We start from the raw sequence: 16,259 nt of genomic DNA, 5'->3' as shown, positions 1-16,259 counted from the left end.
ACGCCGTGACCGCCCCGTGACCGGGATGACAGCCTGCGCACAGTGAGCGATGCCTAGGATGGAGGGGTGACCTCCTCGCCCTCAGCTCCGAATCCGGCCACGCCTCGAACGTCCCGACGTATCCTCGGCATCTCCCTAGTGATCATCGCCGCACTGATCGCGGTCTTCTTCGTGTTCGCCTCCCTCTACACGGAATTCCTCTGGTTCGACCAGGTGGGCTTCACCGGCGTCCTCACGACGCAGTGGATCGCCACGGCGGTGATGTTCGTGGTCGGCTTCCTCGGGATGGCCGTGCCGCTGTTCGTCGTCATCCAGCTCGCCTACCGGCTCCGTCCCGTGTACGTCCGGCTCAGTTCGCAGCTGGACCGCTACCAGGAGGTCATCGAACCGCTCCGTCGCCTGGCGATGTGGGGCATGCCGATCTTCTTCGGTCTCTTCGCCGGTTTCGCTGCCGCCGGGCAGTGGAAGACGGTCTGGCTCTGGGCCAACGGTGTGGCGACGTCCGACGTCGACCCCCAGTTCGGCATCGACACCGGCTTCTACATGTTCGCGATGCCGTTCTACTCGATCCTGCTCGCGTTCGTCTCCGCGGTGCTCCTGCTCTCGCTGCTGGTGACCGCGCTGGTGTCGTACCTGTACGGCTCTGTGCGCATCGGCCAGGGCGAGCTGCGCATCTCGAAGCCCGCCCGCATCCAGCTCGCGGTGATCGCCGGCCTCTACCTGCTCGTGCAGGCTGCCAGCCTCTGGCTCGACCAGTACAAGACCCTCGTCGAGCCCGATGACCGCATCACCGGTGCGGCCTACACGGGCGTCAACGCGACGATCCCCGGTCTCGCGATCCTCGCCATCATCGCCGCCGTCGTGGCGATCCTCTTCTTCGTCACCGCCGTCATCGGGCGCTGGCGCTTCCCGCTGGCGGCGACCGCCCTGCTGATCGTGGCATCGCTCGTCGTGGGCATCGGTTACCCCTGGGTCGTCACCACGTTCCAGGTGAAGCCGAACCAGAACGCCTACCAGGCCGAGTACTACCAGCGGAACATCGACGGCACCAAGGAGGCGTACGGGGTCGCAGACCTCGAGACCACGCCGTTCGCCGCCAAGACGGACGCCGAGGCCGGCCAGCTGCGCGCAGACGCCGAGACCACCGCTTCGACGCGCATCATGGACCCGAAGGTGATCCCGCCGACGGTGCGTCAGCTCGAGCAGTACCGCGGCTATTACCAGTTCCAGACCACGATGGACGTGGACCGCTACGAGATCGACGGCAAGATGCAGGACACCGTGGTGTCCGTGCGCGACCTCGACATGTCGGGCCTCGGCGACGGCGACAACTGGAACAACCGTGTCGCGGTGTACACGCACGGCTACGGTCTCGTGGCCGCCGCGGGCAACCAGCGCACCACCGACGGCGAGCCCGTGTTCCTCGAGCGCGGCATCCCGACCTCGGGCTTCCTGTCCGACCGCGAGAACTTCGAACCGCGTGTGTACTTCGGCGAGAACTCGCCCGAGTACTCGATCGTCGGCGCTCCCAAGGGCTCCGAGCCCGCGGAGATCGACTACCCGCGCGGCAAGGACGGCTCGAGCGAGACGAAGACCACTTTCGAGGGCGACGGCGGTCCGAAGATCGGCGACACCTTCACCAAGCTGCTCTACGCGCTGAAGTTCCAGTCCGAGCAGATCCTGTTCTCGAACCTCGTCAACGAGGACTCGCAGATCCTCTACGACCGCGACCCCAAGACGCGCGTCCAGAAGGTCGCGCCGTACCTCGAGCTCGACAGCGACCCGTACCCGAGCGTGGTGGACGGTCGCATCGTCTGGATCGTCGACGGCTACACGACCAGCCAGACCTACCCGTACTCGACGAGCGTGAGCCTGTCGGACGCGATCGCCGACTCCAACATCCCGTCGCCGACGCTCGCCATCGACGACATCAACTACATCCGCAACTCGGTCAAGGCGACCGTGGACGCGTATGACGGTTCGGTGACGCTGTACGCGTGGGACGACGAGGACCCGGTGCTGAAGACCTGGCAGAAGGTCTACCCGTCGACGCTGAAGCCGATCAGCGAGATGTCCGGTGAGCTCATGAGTCACGTGCGCTACCCGACAGACCTGTTCAAGGTGCAGCGCGACATCCTCGGCGTCTACCACGTCGACAAGGCCGGATCGTTCGCTCAGCAGGACAACCGCTGGCAGACGCCGAACGATCCGCGCAGCGAGTCGATGTTGCAGCCGCCGTACTACCTGACCATGCAGATGCCGGGTCAGGACGCCCCGAGATTCTCGATGTTCTCCACGTTCATCCCGAACTCGCAGGGCGCGGGAGGAAGCCGTGACGTGCTCATGGGCTACCTCGCGGTGGATTCCGATGCGGGGTCGGAGAAGGGCGTGAAAGCGGACGGCTACGGCCAGCTGCGCATGCTCGAGATCGACACCGACACCACAGTCCCCGGTCCCGGCCAGGTGCAGAACACGTACAACTCCGACACGTCGGTGGTTCCCCAGCTCAACCTGCTCCAGCAGGGGGAGTCGGAGGTCATCTACGGAAACCTGTTGACGCTGCCCGTCGGTGGCGGTCTGCTCTACGTGCAGCCCGTCTATGTACAGTCGTCCGAGGGAACCCAGCTGCCGCGACTGCAGAAGGTGCTCGTGGCGTTCGGTGATCGCGTCGCGTTCGAGAACACGCTCACGGAAGCGCTCGACACGCTGTTCGGCGGTGATTCCGGTGCGACCGGCGGTGACGACACGGTGGAGCCGGATCCGAACGCCGAGGTCCCGGACACCGGAGAGGTCCCCACGGAGCCCTCGCAGCCCACGGACGCCCAGGCGGACGCACTGGCGGCCGCTCAGGCGGCCCTGGTCGACCGCGAGACCGCGCTCAAAGCGGGTGACCTCGCGAAGTTCGCCGAGGCCGACGAGCGCCTCACTGCCGCGGTCCAGAAGCTGATCGAGCTGGACTCCGCGGGCAACTGACCTGCGGCAACGATTCGAATGGGCGTCCCTCGGGGCGCCCATTCGTGTCTCGACCCCCGCCGGGTCCATGCCGGCCGATCAGATCAATCCGATCGCGGTGGACGCCATGGCTGAGCTCGGTATCGACATCACGGCGGAGGCGCCGAAGGTGCTCACCACCGAAGTCGTCCAGGCGTCGGACGTCGTGATCACGATGGGATGCGGAGATGCCTGCCCCCTCTTCCCAGGGAAGCGCTACGAGGACTGGAAGCTCGATGACCCCGCAGGGCAGGGCATCGAAGCGGTCCGTCCCATCCACGACGGCATCCGCACCCGGATCGACCGCCTGGTGGCCGAACTCCTCTGACCCGCTGCCCGCTGCGGCTGATGCGGTTCAGGATGAACCGAGAAAGCGAAAGGCCCTCTGACGTGGATTTCTCCGAGTCAGAGGGCCTTTCGTTTGTTGCGGGGCCAGGATTTGAACCTGCGACCTCCGGGAGCCAGGCGCCCCTGCGACAAAGCTTGTGCTGGTTTGCGCAATCTTTGGCTGACCTGGTCTTTTCGTGCGTTCATCCAATCAGCGCAGATCACCGCGAATCAGGCATAGCGTCCGATTTCTGTCGAGCGAATGTGTCGAGCTTTCGGCCTCGCGCGTCAGCGGCGTCCCCTGGGCCCACTGAGGCATCACCCCTCATATTCGGAGTGATGATCACCAGGAATCGAGTTTCTGCCTCGCCAGCGTTGAAGAGCCCCCGCTGGCACTCGCGCCTCGATCACGGAGAACTGCGGGCTATCGAGCAGCCGCCACCCATCAGACACCTCGCCCCAGACATGGCGCTCAGCGTTGGTGATGTCGACAGGTTCCGCATCCGTCGATCTTCTCGGACGCGCGGAACGCGCTTGGCTAGGACCCTACTCGCACTGGCGCACGATTCGACTGGAGCTGAACACATCTTCAGTCGTCCGGTGTTCTGGGGATGGCTGGAGCGCACGCACGGCCTGATATCGATACTTCGCCATTCAAAACCTCCCCGAGAGCGCGAGGCCGTTGTTGTCGATGGCGTCGATGATGTGGTCTACGCGCCGATGGCAGTCCGCGTCTGGATGAGCGGGCAGGTGAAGACGTCGCGTTCTCCCAGTCCGACACGGTTGATGTAGCGGACCACGATTCTGTAAGACGTGAGCAGTCCGACCTGAGCGTACGGCACCCCGTTGTCGTGACAGTACGCGGCGACGATGGGGGCCGCGCGACGCAGATGCGGGCGCGGCATCGAGGGAAAGAGGTGGTGTTCAATCTGATAGTTCAGGCCCCCCCATGAGCACGTCTAGGGCACGGCTTCCGTGAACGTTGCGGCTCATCATCACTTGACGGCGGAGGAAGTCCAGTTTCATGTCGCGCGGCACGATGGGCATGCCCTTGTGGTTCGGCGCGAACGAGATGCCCATGTAGAACCCGAACAACCCCAGCTGGACAGCAAGGAACATAAACGCTATCCCTGGGGAGAGCACCATGAACACCAGCAGCAAGTACCCTCCGATCCGGACTGTCAGGAAGAGGATCTCCGCCCACCGCCGCGGAAGCTTGCCAGCCGAGAGAACGCGCCGAACGCCCGACGCATGCAACGACAGCCCCTCAAGCAGCAGGATCGGAAAGAAGAGCAGGCCTTGATGCCCGCGCAACCATCGCAACACGGGACTGCGGTGCCTCGCCGTAGTCTCCGGCGTGACGGCGATCACGGGCAGTTCGATATCCGGATCAGCGTCGAGCTTGTTCGGGTTGGCGTGGTGGCGAGTGTGTTTGTGCTGCCACCACCCGTAGCTCATGCCCACGAGCAGGTCCCCGAGGACGATGCTCACCCAATCGTTCCACTTCCCTGAAGAGAAGATCTGCCGGTGCGCGGCATCATGCCCCAAGAACGCGATCTGAGTGAACACGACCGCCAGTGCCGCCGCGGTGACCAGCTGCCACCACGACTCACCGATCCACACAAACGCTGCGAGGCACGCCGCGACGACCACCGGAGCTGCGATCAGCTTCGTCCAGTAGTACCCATAGCGGCGTCGTAGGAGACCTCGGTCCCGGACTTGCTGTGCGAGATCTGTAAACGGGCTCGCGACCCGTTGTCCCGCGTCCGAACGGTCGCGGGGAGATGTGCTGCGGACGGTAGTCATGATGACCTCCAGGCGGATGTGTCCGCTAGCTGCGGGCGGCGCCGCCCTCGCTGATCCAATCATCTGCACGCGCTGAGGTATCGACATCCGCGTTCGGGGTGCTGGAGGAGAAAGTGACCGACTCCGCCAACGCCGCAACGGCGGCAGCGCGTGCCTGCTCCCGCTCGGATGCATCGTTGAGCCTCGCGGACGCGACCTCGCGCTCGGCGCGAATCATTGCAGTCATCTCCGACAGGTGTTCGGCGATGACCTGTGCGAGGCCGTCACGGAGCTCTTCCAGGTTCGTGTTGTAAATCTCGAGGCGTCGATCGGAGACGTGCAACTCGACGGTGGGATACCCCCTCGTCGACAAGTAATCGCGGGTGGTGCCGTCATGGATCGCGGTGACTTCGTCGCGATCTGCCTGGCGGGTGAACACCGCTTCCACGGTGTAACGGTCGGGCGCTTCGTCGGTCATCAGCTTCGCCGGCAGAGATCCGACGAGCACCGTCCCCAGCCCGAGTGGGGAATCGTTCTTCAGTTGTGTACTCATTTGCCGACGGTACGCTCTCAAGCTGTACGCGCTCACAGGTACGTTTCTCCGGCCACCCCGAGGTGCCACCTCGAAGGGTTTCGCACCGCAGGCACACCCTACGGTGCCACCCAAGTCCCCGGCAGTAGTTGGAAGGCGTTGATCACGGGGGGTATCGCGGGTGTACGGTTCGGACTAGAGCGCGGCCCGAACTTCTGGGGAGTTTGGAGGCGTCGTTCTGGTCGGCGGGGCTCTTACTGGCAGTGCGATGGAGCTCTCCTCGTGAGGGCCCTTCCGCTGTTTGCAAACCCTGTTCTCGCAAGGTGCGTCCGCCGCTCAGGGGACCCCAGACCCGCGACGGGCGCACCGCCTGAGGTCGGCCAGCAGCTATACAACGTTCCGTCGAGTCGCCGTGTCGCGCGTTCACGGAAGCATGTGACTATCTCAGCCAGAATCGTTTGAAGATGACTCTCGCCCTGCACGATGCGTTGGATCGGGAACATCACGGAGTGGAGGAGCCTGCTGATCTCGCTGTGCTGCACTTCGCTGCTGTCCACCCGGACCGTGAGCCGATGGCTGCATATTTTCGACCGAATCTGTCGAGTCGTGCGCGATTCAAAAGGTGAAGGCCCCGAGATCGTAGTGATCTCGGGGCCTATCTTGTTGCGGGGACAGGATTTGAACCTGCGACCTCCGGGTTATGAGCCCGGCGAGCTACCGAACTGCTCCACCCCGCGGCACAAGAAGAAACTTATCACGGATTCCGGGGTCGGTCTAATCGAGGGGCCCTCCGGACGGGGTCCCGGGCGTGTCGATGCGCGAGGATGGAGACATGTCCGAGACCGCAGCCGTCCCCGTCGCCGTGTGCCAGTTCGCGCCGACCGCATCCCGAGCCGACAATCGTGAACGGATAGCCGAGCTGACATCAGCTGCGGCTGCGCGCGGCGCGAAGCTGATCGTGTTCCCGGAGTACTCCAGCTACTTCGTGGACCCGATGGACGAGAGCCTGGTGGCGAACGCGGAAGAACTCGACGGGGAGTTCGTCTCGACGCTGACGGCGCTGGCGGGGGAGTACGCGGTCGTGATCGTCGCCGGCCTCGCCGAACGGGCATCCGACGAGCGGCGGGTCCGGAACACGGTCGTGGCGGTGCGAGGCGACGGCGTGCTCGCGGTGTACCGCAAGCAGCACCTCTACGACGCGTTCGGGCAGACGGAGTCCGATTGGGTCGAGCCCGGCGAGGTGGGAGTCGCGGCCACCTTCGACCTGGGCGGTCTGCGGTTCGGGCTCATGACCTGCTACGACCTCCGGTTCCCGGAGGTCGCCCGCTCTCTCGTCGATGCGGAGGCCGACGTCCTGGTCGTGCCGGCGGAGTGGGTGAGAGGTCCGCTCAAGGAGCACCACTGGACGACACTGCTCGCCGCGCGCGCGATCGAGAACACCGTGTACGTGCTCGCGGCCGACCATCCGACGCCGATCGGTGTCGGGCACTCGCAGATCGTCGACCCCCAGGGCGTCGTGCTCGCCGGAGTGGGCACCGGCCCGGGGATCGCGGTCGCCGCCGTGGAGCGGGACATGATCGAGCGCGTCCGCGTGACCAACCCCTCGCTGCGGGCACGACGGTATGTCGTCGAGCCCGTGCGGGCCTAGCGGCCGGACAGACCGGCGAGGCGGGTCGCCGCCTCCTCGAGCACCTCGACGCGCTTGCAGGCGGCGAATCGCACCAGACCCGAGTACTCGCTCCTGTGTGCAGCGGAGACGAACGCCGTGAGCGGGATCGCCACGACACCGGCGCGCTCCGGCAGGGCCCGGCAGAATGCAGCGGCGTCTCCTCCGCCCAGGCCGGTCGCGTCGGCGACGGTGAAGTAGCCGCCCTGCGGGGCGTGCACGGTGAAGCCCGCCGCGCGCAGACCATCGCCGAGGATCCCGTGTTTGCGTGCAAGCAACGCTGCGGAGTCGGCGAAGTACGCGTCGTCCATCCGCAACCCCACCGCGACGGCGGGCTGGAAGGGCGAGCCGTTCACATACGTCAGATACTGCTTCACGGTCAGTACTGCGGTGATCAGGGCGGAAGGCCCGTGCACCCACCCGATCTTCCATCCCGTCGCGGAGAAGGTCTTCCCGGCGGACGAGATCGTGAGCGTGCGGTCGGCGGCCCCGGGAAGGGTGGCGATCGGCGTGTGCGGGGCATGAAACGCCAGATGCTCGTACACGTCGTCTGTGACGATGATCGCATCGTGCTTCTCCGCCAGGCGCACCACCTCCTCGAGCACATCGCGCCCGAAGACCGCGCCCGTGGGGTTGTGCGGGTTGTTGACGAGGACGATCCTGGTGCGGTCGTTCACGGTCGCGGCGAGGCGCTCGAGGTCGGGCTGGAAGTCCGGAGCCCGCAACGGCACCGTGCGAAGGGCTGCCCCTGCGAGGGCCACGGCGGCCGCGTACGAGTCGTAGTAGGGCTCGAACACGACCACCTCGTCCTCGGGGCCGTCGATGAGCGCCAGGAGGGTCGCGGTGAGAGCCTCGGTCGCCCCTGCGGTCACGATCACCTCGGTGGCCGGATCGACCGAGAGCCCGTAGAAGCGCTGCTGATGCGCGCTGATGGCTTCGAGGAGATCAGGGATGCCGCGACCGGGCGGATACTGATTCGCTCCGCTCGCGATGGCCGCTCGTGCGGCCTCCAGAACCTCGGCGGGACCGTCCTCGTCGGGGAAGCCCTGCCCGAGATTGATGGCACCGGTTCTGGCCGCTGCCGCCGACATCTCTGCGAAGATGGTGGGCGCGACGGTTCCGTCCGCAGCGAGCAGACCTGCACCCGCTGCCGTGCGCCGCCATGCGCCGGGAATGACACTCATGAAGAACAGGCTAAGGCCATAGCTGAAACTCATCCTCGACATAAGGAACGCACAGATACAGGCGTCATTCTGAAATGGTCGTCGAAGGAGCACACACCATGAACGAAGACAACCCCCAGGACCAGTCGGTACCCGCGTCGAACGACGCCGTGCCGTCCACCGAGGCCGCAGAGGTCGCCGCACAGCCGGCGACGAACGCCGCCGCTGACTCGACCGCGCCCTCCGTCGCGACGCCATCCGTGCCGTCGGCGCCTGTCGCTCCGGCCGCTGCCGCGCCGACACAGGGCCACGAGATGCCGTCGTCCTTCACTTCGCAGGCCCCGGCCGCGCCCGTGATCGCCCCAGTTCCGCACGGCTACGCGGCACCGGCCGCCGGCGCACCGGGAACGGCCACTGCGCAGGGAGCCGCGTTCGGCATCCCCACCGCGACCGCGCACACGCAGCCCACCCAGCCTCTCGGCGACGGCGCTCCGTACGGCGCCCACGGCGACGGGACGAAGACCAAGGAGCAGAAGCCTCGTGGCGGCGCGAAGTTCGCCGCCTTCATCGTGGCCGCAGCCCTGGTCGGCGGAGTCGCCGGATTCGGCGGAGGGGCGCTGCTCAACGGCATCCAGGACCGCCCGTCGTCGGGCACGGCCACAGGGCCGCAGACCGTGACGGTGAACAACCCCGGATCCGTCAACGAGACGACCGCCGTCGCCACGGCAGCCCTTCCCTCCGTCGTGACCATCGAGGTCGCCGGCTCCGACCAGGCGGGCAGCGGGTCCGGCGTCATCATCAGCGACGACGGATACGTGCTCACCAACACGCACGTCGTGACGCTGGGCGGCGCGGTCGCCGATCCGACGATCCGCGTGACGACGTCGGACGGGCGCATCTTCGAGGCGACCGTGGTCGGGACCGACCCGATCTACGACCTTGCCGTGATCAAGCTGAAGGATGCCAAGGGGCTCACCCCGATGGAGTTCGCCGACTCCTCGAAGCTCAACGTCGGAGACACGGCCGTCGCGCTGGGCGCACCGCTGGGACTGGCGAACTCCGTCACGACCGGCATCGTGAGCGCCCTGAACCGGAGCATCCAGATCGCCTCCTCCGCGCTGCCCGACTCCTCGTCGCAGGATGCGCCGGATCAGCAGCAGACGCCCGATCAGGGGCAGGGACAGGGACCGTTCCAGTTCGATATCCCGGGCAGCGGCACGCCGCAGACCTCCGACTCCATCTCGATCGCGGTGATCCAGACGGACGCGGCGATCAACCACGGCAACTCCGGTGGTGCTCTGGTGAACAGCAAGGGCGAGCTGATCGGCATCAACGTGGCGATCGCGAGTTCGGGAAGCTCCGAGGAGTCGGGTTCGATCGGCATCGGATTCGCCATCCCGTCGAACATCGCCAAGCGCGTCTCGGACGAGATCATCGCCGACGGGGTCGCGACGCACGGTCTGCTGGGCGCCTCTGTGCGGGACGCCTCGAGCGTGCAGGGAGCGACCGTCTCCGGGGCCTACATCGCCAAGGCGAACGAGGGCGGCGCAGCGGCGGCCGCGGGCATCAAGGAGGGTGACGTGGTCACCGAGTTCAACGGTGTCCCCATCACCAGTGCGAGCGATCTCACCGCCCAGGTCCGTGCGGCTGCGGCCGGCAGCGATGCCAAGGTCACGTACGTGCGCGGAGGCAAGGACTACGACGTCGACGTGACGCTCGGCGAACTCGCCGGCTGAGTACGCCTCACACACAGAGAAGGACGCCACCCCGCGATAGGCTCGCGGAGTGGCGTCCTTCTCTTTCGGCACCGGCAATGCGGCCAAGCTGCTCCGGATCCCGCTGTATGCCGTCGGACGCATCGGCACGCTCGTGCTGCCGCGTGGACGGCGCTGGGTCTTCGGCTGTGGAGCCGGGGTCGGTGACGGCGCTCTCGCGCTGCAGCGCCACGCAGCGCGGCTCGGCCACGACACGGTATGGCTCACGTCGTCGGAGCGCGAGGACCACGACGCTGCCGCACTCGGCATCCGCTTCGTCCGCAAGAGCGGGTTGCGAGGGTGGTGGGCGACAGCGCGGGCGGGCGTGCTCGTCGTGACCCACGGACTGGGCGACGTGAACCGCTACGCGAACGGGGGCGGGTTCGTCGTCCAGCTCTGGCACGGGATCCCGTTGAAGCGGATCGGGCTGGACTCCCGGGCGACGACGGAGGTTCCCGCCGTCCCCGGAGCGGCGCTGCTGAGTCGCGCGGTCGGTGTCCTGTACCGTGCGGCCGCCCAGCGCATCCGTGTGCTCCCTGCGGCCTCGCATCGCGCGAGAGGGCGCCTGGAGTCGGCGTTCGGCCTCGGCGACGAGCGCGTCGTCGTCACGGGGGAGCCTCGCGTCGACGTGCTCTCTTCCGGACCGGCCGATGAGGTGCGGTCGCACGCGTCCGCCCTGATCCGTCGAGTCGCGGGTGATATCCCCGAGACCTCGCGCATCATCCTGTACGCGCCGACCTGGCGCGACGGTGCCGCCGACCCCGCGGTCCCCACCGGCGACGAGTGGATCCGCATCCTGCGGGTTCTCGAACAACACGACGCCGTGTTGTTCGTGCGCTCCCATCCGCTGGGCGAGGGCGGGTATGCGCCGCCGTTTCCGAGCAGGCGGGTGCGCGCGTTGGGCTCCTCTCTGCTGGCGGACGTGACCCCCGTGCTTCCCGCGGTCGACGTGCTCATCACCGACTACTCCTCGCTCGCGTACGACGTCGGTCTGCTGCGGATGCCCGTGCTCTTCCTGGCTCCTGATGCGGAGGAGTACGGCCGCACCCGCGGGTTCTACGGCCGGTTTGAGGACGTCGCGGGGCCCGATGCGGCCTCCGACTGGACGCAGTTGCTGATGCAGCTCGACGCGCTCCTCGGCGATGATGCCGTGCGTGACGCGGCGTCCGAGCGTTCCGCTACGCTCAGCGCGGAGATGCATGCATATCGGGACGGACGGAACACCGAGCGTGTGTACCAGGTCATCCGCGCGCGGGGGATACCCGCGCCGAAGGGAGCAGTATGACAACGGCCCGCATCGATGACGCGGCGGAGGCCCTGATCATCGAAGGGACCGGTCAGCGACCGGAAGTGGCAGAGCTCGTGGGTCCGCGAGCGCAGGTCGATGCCCGCCTCACCGGCGGAGGGAGGACCTGGAAGGCGACCTTCCCTCTGCAGGCGTCGCGGTGGGGTGGCCCTTCCCTCCCGCTGCCGACCGGAGCATACGAGCTGCGCATCCCCGGCGTCGATCTGGATGAGCTGCAGCTGCCGTCCACGGTGCTCACGGGGGTCCGCGTCGCCGTCAACGCGGGCACCGTCCGCATCGCCGCTCCGATCGACCCGGTCTACGAGACCGCGGAAGGCCGCTCGACCCTGGAGGAGCGCTACGTCGCCCAGGCGGGCGGCACCGAGAACGCGGTGTTCTTCGAGAGCTTCTACGGCCGCAGCGTGGGGTGCAACCCGCGGGCCATCGATCGCGAACTCGCGGAGCGTGCTCCAGAGGTGCGCCGGTACTGGAGCGTCGTCGACCTCTCCGTCGAGGTCCCGGAAGGAGCGATCGCCGTCGTCGAGGGCAGTCCGCAGTGGTGGCGCGCTCGCGGGGCGGCCCGGCTGCTCGTGGTGAACGACTGGCTGCGCCGACGTTTCGCACGCAAGCCGGGACAGAAAGTGCTCCAGACATGGCACGGCACGCCGCTCAAGCGACTGGCCCTGCACCGCCCCGGCTTCGACCCGCGGCGCATGGCCGCCGTCGTGAAGGAGTCACGGCGTTGGGACGTCCTGCTGGCGCAGAACACCTATTCCGAACGCATCCTCCGCAAGGCCTACGCCTTCTTCGGACGCCCGATCTGGGTGGAGGGCTACCCGCGGAACGACGCGCTCACCACGGGGGATCCCGTCGCGGTCCGCGCATCGTTGGGTATCGGGGCGGATGAGCGCGTGCTCCTCTACGCGCCGACGTGGCGGGACGACCGCGCGGAGATGGTGGACTTCATCGACGCTGAGCTGCTGGCACGCGAGGCCGACGCCGTTGTCCTCGTCCGCGGGCACTCGCGCACCCTGGAGCAGGGGCGGGACCGCGCAGGTGCGCGTGTCATCGACGTGACCGGGTACCCGGAGACCGCGCGGCTGCTCCTCGCCGCCGACGCACTGATCACCGACTACTCCTCTGTCATGTTCGACTTCAGCGTGACCGGCAAGCCCATGTACTTCCTGGTTCCCGATATCGATCACTACCGCGGACAGCTGCGGGGCTTCTACTTCGATCTCGCGGAGAGGGCACCAGGGCCGCTCGTGCGCACGCAGGAGGAGCTCACCGCCGCTCTCGCCGATTCAGGGCACGAGGCCGTCTACGCGGCGCGGTACGCCGCCTGGCGGAGGCAGTTCAACTCACGCGACGACGGTCACGCCGCCGAGCGCGTGGTCGACCGGATCCTCGATCTGGGGTTCGTCACGCGCTGATAGCGCCGGTGGTGTGGGCTGGTGTCTGCCGCCGGCTCAGGGAAGAGGCGTGTTGCGGGTGCCGAGACGCGAGGCATCCACGGTGTCGCGGGCGCCGCGCAGGACCCCGCCGAGGAAGCCCAGTCCCCACGAGACGTGCATGGTCGGGAGCACCAGGATCGTCCAGAGTCGTTGGCGGAAGCCGCCGCCGCCTGGTGCGAGAGCGACCCCGAGGACGAGAAGAAGGTACAGCGCGAGCGGTCCGTAGACGAGGATCGACGCGACGAGGGAGGCTGCTCCGGCGAGCACCCCCGTCACCTGCAGCACAGCGAGGACGACCGCGAGAGCGATGACCACGACCAGCGCCGGGGGAGCGAAGTAGCGGATTCCGTTGCTCCTGCCGAATCGGCGTACGAGCTCACCCCTCCAAGCGCCTGTCGCCCGGAACTGTCGAGCCAGGCGCAGCCAGCTCTCCCGCGGCCAGTAGGTCACAGAGAGGGCGGGGTCGAACCACACGCGGTGTCCGGCCTGACGGATCCTCAGGTTGAGTTCCCAGTCCTCGCCTCGTCGGATCGACTCGTCGAACAGGCCGACCTCGTCGAGCACCTCGCGTCGCATCACACCGAGGTAGGCCGACTGCGCCTCACCTTCGTGCGCGCTCCCGTGGTAGGCGCCGCCGCCGAGTCCGACCGGGGAGTTGTAGAGCCGCGCGACCGCCTTCTGGAACGGGGTGCGCCCTTCGGCGTGCATCACCCCGCCGACATTCGCCGACCCGGTCCGCTCCAGGGTCTCCATCGCGCGGGCGGCGTAGCCGGGGGAGAGCTCGGAGTGCGCGTCGACGCGCACGATCGTGTCATAGCGACTCGCGCGGATGGCGGCGTTCAGGCCCACCGGGATGTGCGCGGCGGGGTTTTCGACCAACCGGATCCGGTCATCTGCTTCGGCGAGTCGGCGTGCGAGCTCTGTGGTGCCGTCCGTCGACGGTCCCAGCGCGAGCACCAGCTCCGTCGGCGCATCGACGTCCTGCGCGAGCACCGAGGCGATCGCATGCTCGAGGTAGGCGCGCTCGTTGAGCACCGGCATCACGAACGACACCCCGGAAGGGGGAGCGGGGAATTCGGATGCGGACACATGACGATCATGGCACGGCGCCGACGGACGTTCCCTGAGGGGCGCGGGAACGGCGCTTCTCGGTCAGCTGGACGCGGCGACCTACGCCGGTGGGCACGATCAGGACGAACTATCCTGGAGGGATGGGTGCACTGTCTGACGCGAAGAAGGCATACCGTCTGCTGAAGCGGGCGCTCGCGTCACGCTCGGCGGTGCAGCGCGTGCGGCGGCACCTCGCGGAGCAGCAACCGCTTCCCGCCGGTCACTTCAAGGTCGCTGTCTACTTCGCCGACGGCGCCGTGAACATGTACCAGATGCGCCAGTGGTACCGCCCGCTCATCGAGCTCTCGAAGCGCTGGCCCGTCGTGGTGCTCTCCCGGCAGGCGACCGGGGCCGAGAAGCTGCTCGAGGAGGACTCGCCACCGGTGGCGTTCGTGCCGACGGTGCGTGATCTGGAGCGCTTCATCGCGACGCAGGACATCCGTGTCGTGCTCTACGTGAACCAGAACACCCGCAACTTCCAGATGTTCCGCTACGGACGGCGCTGGCACGTCTTCATCAATCACGGCGAGTCCGACAAGATGTACATGACGACGAACCAGTACAAGGCGTACGACTACGCCTTCGTCGCCGGGCAGGCCGCGCGGGACCGGCTCTCACGAACGCTCTGGGATTACGACGTCGACCGCCGCACGATCGAGATCGGCCGTCCGCAGGCGGATCACTACTCCGGGACCCTTCCCTACACGCCGGACGAGCGCACCGTCGTGCTGTATGCCCCCACGTGGGAGGGCGATCGTCCCAGTGCCCACTACGGCTCCATCGCCTCGCACGGCGAGAGCCTCGTGAACCGACTGTTGGCGACCGGCGCGCACCGCGTGATCTACCGTCCCCACCCGCGCAGCGGGGTGGTCGACGAGGAGTACGGTGCGGCGCATCGGCGCATCGTGGCGGCCATCGAGGCTGCGAACGCCGCCGACGCTACCGCTCATCACGTCTATGACGCCGCCCCCGAACTCGGCTGGCAGCTCACGGCCGCCGATGTCGCGATCGTCGACATCTCCGCCATGGTCTACGACAGGCTCGCGGCGGGGAAGCCCCTCATGATCACCCGGCCGGCCGACGAGCAGGCGTCGATCGACACGCAGGGCTACCTGTCGGACTGCGAGTGGCTCACCGTCGAGGGTGCCGACGATATCGTGGCGGAGGTCGAGAGGGTCCGGGCCGACGAGGCGGCGATCGCCCGACTCCGGATGTGGGTGCAGCACTACTTCGGCGACACCACGCAGGGGGTGGCGACGGCGAAGTTCCATGCCGCTGTCGAACGGCTGATGCAGGAGTGGGAGCACTGGCATTCCCGCGAGGTCGGGAGCGTCCGTGACGACGAGGACGATGACGACGAAGAAGCCGATGACGAGGACGCCTGAGCATGCGGTTCCCGCTGTCGAGCGCGTTCGTGCCCCGCTTCGTGCAGGTGGATCACACCGGTTCCACCAACGCCGACCTGCGGGCGCACGTTGCTGAGGTCGAGGGGTGGCCGCACCTGGCGACTCTGGTGACCCGCGATCAGCGTGCCGGACGTGGCCGTCTCGACCGCACCTGGGTCGCTCCAGCCGGCTCGGCGCTCGCCGTCTCGGTGCTGTTGCGGACACTGCCGGCGGAGCCCACGGCGCGCGGGTGGATTCCACTCGCCGCCGGCGCCGCGATGGTGAAGGCGATCGGCGCGCAGCTTCCCGGTCACGACGTCTCCATGAAGTGGCCGAACGATGTGCTCGTCGACGCGCACAAGATCTGCGGCATCCTCGCGGAGGCGACCGCGGACGCGGTGGTGGTGGGTGCCGGGGTCAACACGGAGATGACACGCGAGCAGCTTCCTCTGCCCACCGCGACGTCGTTCGCCGCGCTGGGCGCTGCCGTGGACGAGGACCTACTGCTGTCGGTGTACCTGGAGACGCTCGACCGCCATCTGGCCGCGCTCACCGCTTCGGAGGACGCGGTCGCGAGCGGTCTGCACGGTGTCGTCTCGGCGCTGTGCGCGACCATCGGACAGGCGGTGCGGGTGTCGATGCCTGCCGGAGCGGTACTGGAGGGCGTGGCGTCGTCGATCGACGCGGAAGGCCGTCTTCTCGTCGTGTCGGACGGCCGGGAACATGCTGTCTCGGCCGGTGACGTCGTGCACGTGCGGCCTGCCGGAAGCTGACACGCCGTCGCACAGACGGCTTTGTCGCAGATCA

General features: G+C 67.4%; 11 protein-coding genes, 1 tRNA gene and 1 pseudogene. 8 read left to right on the top strand and 5 right to left on the bottom strand.

The genetic code is table 11. The annotated features are described in order from the left end of the window. The first annotated feature begins 66 nt into the window (after positions 1 to 66). Together AAY78_RS17410 and AAY78_RS17405 are read left to right on the top strand one after the other, a co-directional pair. Complete coding sequence (locus tag AAY78_RS17410; RefSeq protein WP_046749543.1) at positions 67 to 2,973, top strand: UPF0182 family membrane protein; 2,907 nt, start codon at positions 67 to 69, stop codon at positions 2,971 to 2,973. A 1-nt stretch (position 2,974) separates the two neighbouring features. Beyond that, positions 2,975 to 3,319 carry an arsenate reductase/protein-tyrosine-phosphatase family protein gene (locus AAY78_RS17405; protein WP_046749542.1) on the top strand — a complete coding sequence of 115 codons (345 nt, stop codon included), beginning with the start codon at positions 2,975 to 2,977 and terminating at the stop codon, positions 3,317 to 3,319. A 709-nt stretch (positions 3,320 to 4,028) separates the two neighbouring features. Here the strand turns inward: AAY78_RS17405 and AAY78_RS17400 are convergent. The 3 genes and pseudogenes from AAY78_RS17400 to AAY78_RS17390 all read right to left on the bottom strand — a co-directional run bounded on the left by AAY78_RS17400 (position 4,029) and on the right by AAY78_RS17390 (position 6,372). Continuing rightward, a pseudogene (locus tag AAY78_RS17400) lies at positions 4,029 to 5,124 on the bottom strand (fatty acid desaturase family protein). A gap of 25 nt (positions 5,125 to 5,149) precedes the next feature. Next, a complete protein-coding gene (locus AAY78_RS17395) occupies positions 5,150 to 5,692 on the bottom strand; it encodes a hypothetical protein (protein WP_231589747.1) in 543 nt (180 codons plus the stop codon). Between the two features lie 606 nt (positions 5,693 to 6,298). Further along, positions 6,299 to 6,372 (bottom strand) — tRNA-Met (locus AAY78_RS17390). A gap of 95 nt (positions 6,373 to 6,467) precedes the next feature. Between AAY78_RS17390 and AAY78_RS17385 the strand changes: the two genes are divergently transcribed. After that, positions 6,468 to 7,283, top strand: coding sequence for a carbon-nitrogen hydrolase family protein (locus tag AAY78_RS17385; RefSeq protein ID WP_046749834.1), 816 nt, complete (start codon positions 6,468 to 6,470; stop codon positions 7,281 to 7,283). Here the strand turns inward: AAY78_RS17385 and AAY78_RS17380 are convergent. Beyond that, complete coding sequence (locus AAY78_RS17380) at positions 7,280 to 8,485, bottom strand: aminotransferase class I/II-fold pyridoxal phosphate-dependent enzyme (protein WP_046749540.1); 1,206 nt, start codon at positions 8,483 to 8,485, stop codon at positions 7,280 to 7,282. The two genes, AAY78_RS17385 and AAY78_RS17380, sit on opposite strands and share 4 nt — an antisense overlap. A 98-nt stretch (positions 8,486 to 8,583) precedes the next feature. Here AAY78_RS17380 and AAY78_RS17375 point away from each other — a divergent pair, with 98 nt between their 5' ends. Genes AAY78_RS17375 through AAY78_RS17365 form a run of 3 tightly spaced genes read left to right on the top strand, consistent with a single transcriptional unit; the run spans position 8,584 to position 12,936 of the window. Then, positions 8,584 to 10,200, top strand: coding sequence for a S1C family serine protease (locus AAY78_RS17375; RefSeq protein WP_046749833.1), 1,617 nt, complete (start codon positions 8,584 to 8,586; stop codon positions 10,198 to 10,200). 49 nt (positions 10,201 to 10,249) lie between these two features. After that, a complete protein-coding gene (locus AAY78_RS17370) occupies positions 10,250 to 11,503 on the top strand; it encodes a CDP-glycerol glycerophosphotransferase family protein (protein ID WP_046749539.1) in 1,254 nt (417 codons plus the stop codon). Next, a complete protein-coding gene (locus AAY78_RS17365; RefSeq protein WP_046749538.1) occupies positions 11,500 to 12,936 on the top strand; it encodes a CDP-glycerol glycerophosphotransferase family protein in 1,437 nt (478 codons plus the stop codon). Before AAY78_RS17370 ends, AAY78_RS17365 begins: the two co-directional genes overlap by 4 nt. A gap of 36 nt (positions 12,937 to 12,972) precedes the next feature. Here the strand turns inward: AAY78_RS17365 and AAY78_RS17360 are convergent, their stop codons facing one another. Continuing rightward, complete coding sequence (locus AAY78_RS17360; RefSeq protein WP_267901489.1) at positions 12,973 to 14,046, bottom strand: glycosyltransferase family 2 protein; 1,074 nt, start codon at positions 14,044 to 14,046, stop codon at positions 12,973 to 12,975. Positions 14,047 to 14,168: 122 nt separating this feature from the next. On the opposite strand from AAY78_RS17360, the gene AAY78_RS17355 reads away from it, so the two are divergent. After that, positions 14,169 to 15,452, top strand: a complete 1,284-nt coding sequence (locus AAY78_RS17355) for a CDP-glycerol glycerophosphotransferase family protein (RefSeq protein WP_046749537.1) — start codon at positions 14,169 to 14,171, stop codon at positions 15,450 to 15,452. 2 nt (positions 15,453 to 15,454) lie between these two features. Further along, on the top strand, positions 15,455 to 16,225 hold the full coding sequence (locus AAY78_RS17350) for a biotin--[acetyl-CoA-carboxylase] ligase (protein WP_046749536.1): 771 nt from the start codon (positions 15,455 to 15,457) through the stop codon (positions 16,223 to 16,225). The last annotated feature ends 34 nt before the right edge of the window (positions 16,226 to 16,259 follow it).

The sequence above is a fragment of the Microbacterium sp. Ag1 genome, assembly GCF_001005635.1.
Taxonomy (GTDB): domain Bacteria; phylum Actinomycetota; class Actinomycetes; order Actinomycetales; family Microbacteriaceae; genus Microbacterium; species Microbacterium oxydans.
The sequence above is the reverse complement of the archived record's forward strand: the minus strand, read 5'-3'. Positions and strand labels throughout refer to the sequence as shown.